Raw genomic sequence first — 2,647 nt, 5'->3', positions numbered from 1 at the left:
GCGACAACATCAGCGACAAGCTCGAGGAGGAAACCCCACAGTAACATCAACGAAGAACGCAGCGGTCAAAACCGGCCAAGGAGGTTGTCGGTAGCGGCCAAGGAGGTTGACGCTCTACATCCGAGGGCCGTCATGAGGTCCATAGAGAAACAGGCCGTCCTTTGGGTGGTGGCTCCTCTGGTCATGGCGGAAGTCGAGTTCTGGCTCATCGAAGTGATCTACGATCAAGCTTGCTTCGGGAAACCTCATTTACCGTCTCCTTCGGGCTCAGCATCGTCGTCGTCAGCCTCTGGCCGCCCGAGCGTGCTTTCGTCCTGCTCCTCGGCATCCGGGTCGCCCACGTCAGGAAGAGCTGTACTGACCGGCGACGTGAAGAGAAGGGGCTCAGAGGAAAGAAGCATGTCCTGGCCTGGAGCCAGCGGAACCCGAATGTAGGCTGAGTCACCCGACATGATCTGAAGGAATGCCAGAAGCCGTCCGTGCCATTGCTTGTTGCGCCAACCCTTGCAGCCCGATCTGCGAAGGCGATGCATCTTCTTCGGATCATCTATGCGTTCGCCCTGCTCCGTATTGTTATCCATCGCGAAAAGGACGCGCGCTTTCAGACGGAAGTGCCAGAAAGGCCAGTTTCGGGGAATCGCCGTCACCCCATAGGACCAAACATGCTTTCGGGCGATGTTGCGCAGCATCGACGACCGGCGCTCACCTTGTCGCCCCCAGGGCACCCGCTCACCAATCGCGACCTGGTTAGGGGACACATGGAAACCATCGCCGTTGGAATACGCATAGGCGACCATGCCAATATTCCTGCAGTGCCGTTCCCATCCATCGCGCAACAGGCCCGTGAGCATGTTCGACAGATCACGTCCCGCGACGCCTATCTCAGGCATACCCTTTTCTACCGCATCGACAACCGGCACAGAAGTCCGTAGGCGCAACTTCGCTACGCCTTCGAGGCTTTCCCCAACATCAGGGGGCGCAGCGAAGGTGATCACGCCTCGCTCATGCGCGACGGCGGGAAACGACAGCCCTCGCACCCGCCTCTTGAGGACGTCGGTCTGGACCGCTCCTGCCGCCTCGTAGAAGTGGAGTTCATCGGGCATTTCCAAGATCTGAATCCAATTCGAGACCAAGGACTCTGGCTCGCGCACTAGCGGAACAGCACCACGCTTGCGGAAGCTGTCCCATTGAGCTGCGACCGCGATGTGCTCGCGTCGGCGCGTTACGCCTTGGCGACGCAGCGTCTCCAGAAGCTTCGAAAGCCCTTCTGCCCAACCCCGCGCGAAATCGGCAGGCGTCGCATCGCGGAGGCCATCAATCTTGGCCCCCTCCTCGATCCGTAACGGGATAATCAGGCGAGTGTCGCCAAAACTTGCAGCAAGCGTTTTCGCCCTGTCGATCAGGTCCATCGCGTCGTCGTTGGCGCGGGTGGCCGCGCCCGCCACTGCCAGAACCTTCGCAGCGCGGTGCTCCAACGCCACTCCAATCTCCTTGTGCCATCTGTCTCCAGGCTCGAGAGTCAGGATCTCGGAAAAAACGCGATATCCGTGCGCTTCGAGCTTTGGACCGAGCCAAAGGATGAAGTGATCGTGGTCGGGGCGCGCTCCGACAAGGAACAGGGTATCCCGTTGCGTTTCCGCCTCTGACTCCACCTTTCCGCCGATCCCTGGCTTTGGAAGCAACGCTCGAAGGACCGAAGGAGGCTTCAGGTGGCCCTCGCGCTCATCCAGCGTCTCATGAAGCATTCGCTTCAGCGTACGCCCGCTCGCGGGGATCCATAACTTGGGATGAGCTTCCTCGATGTCAGGATGCGCGCGCAGCAATGCCTCAAGATCCTCGCGCCCGAAGATGTTTCCCGGAGATCGAATGGCGGGGCCGCAAATCTCCACGAGGTCCTGCTTCCTTTGTGGGGTCATCGCTACGGACGTTGACAGGATGTAGCGATCGGGCGCCAACTGATCGATCTTCGCGCGCTCCTTCGACATTTCACGCTTCAAAGCTGAGATAGCAGATCTCTCGTATCTCTTAGCTTGTAGGATCGTCAGGCTTTGCGCCTCCGGCGCGTGGCGTCCATCTATTCCACCATCAGCTCCTTCGCCGAATTGCTCGAAGCGGATACCAAGAGCGCGCCCGATAAGGTCGGCTGAAAGCGCCTCGAACTCGGAGGGCGATAAGGCAGAGAAATCGGCAGGCATAATATCTATATATCGCCGTCCAGTCCGGATTACACCCAAGACTTACCTCACAGACATGCCGATTTGGTATTTTACAGAGAATCTAGAGCACAGGTACGATGTGTCGCCGCGAAGGTCGGCTTTCTGTCCATGTCGCATGCTCTGATAGGAACTTAGTATAGTTGGCAGGGGAGTTTCCTGTACATCAACCTTGGTTTAACGCTTCTAGCCTCCCCATCTTGGCTTCGCGTGTCGCAGGGGAGAACGGCCCTTCGGTCCGTCGCGCATTCGGCCATGCGGCCTCACCGCGGCGTTGCGCCTGGCATCCCGGTTTGCCCGCCTCGCGAGCACGTCTGTGAACAAGCATGCAAAATTGACCCCGTGGCGGGGGTGATCGGCATCCAAAAATGACCCCCTCACACTGATGGTGATGATGCTCCCGAGATCATCGGGGAGCACAGTGTGGGATGTTG

Annotated in this window: 1 protein-coding gene; it reads right to left on the bottom strand. The window is 59.0% G+C overall.

Annotation, left to right across the window (positions count from 1 at the left end):
* Positions 1-245: 245 nt before the first annotated feature.
* The gene (locus I6N89_RS25225; RefSeq protein ID WP_043754103.1) at positions 246-2,195 is read right to left on the bottom strand and encodes a TIR domain-containing protein; all 1,950 of its coding nucleotides are present in this window, start codon (positions 2,193-2,195) and stop codon (positions 246-248) included.
* Positions 2,196-2,647 lie beyond the last annotated feature (452 nt).

The sequence above is a fragment of the Salipiger abyssi genome (assembly GCF_017311415.1).
GTDB lineage: Bacteria > Pseudomonadota > Alphaproteobacteria > Rhodobacterales > Rhodobacteraceae > Salipiger > Salipiger abyssi_A.
This window is presented reverse-complemented; position numbering and strand designations above follow the sequence as displayed.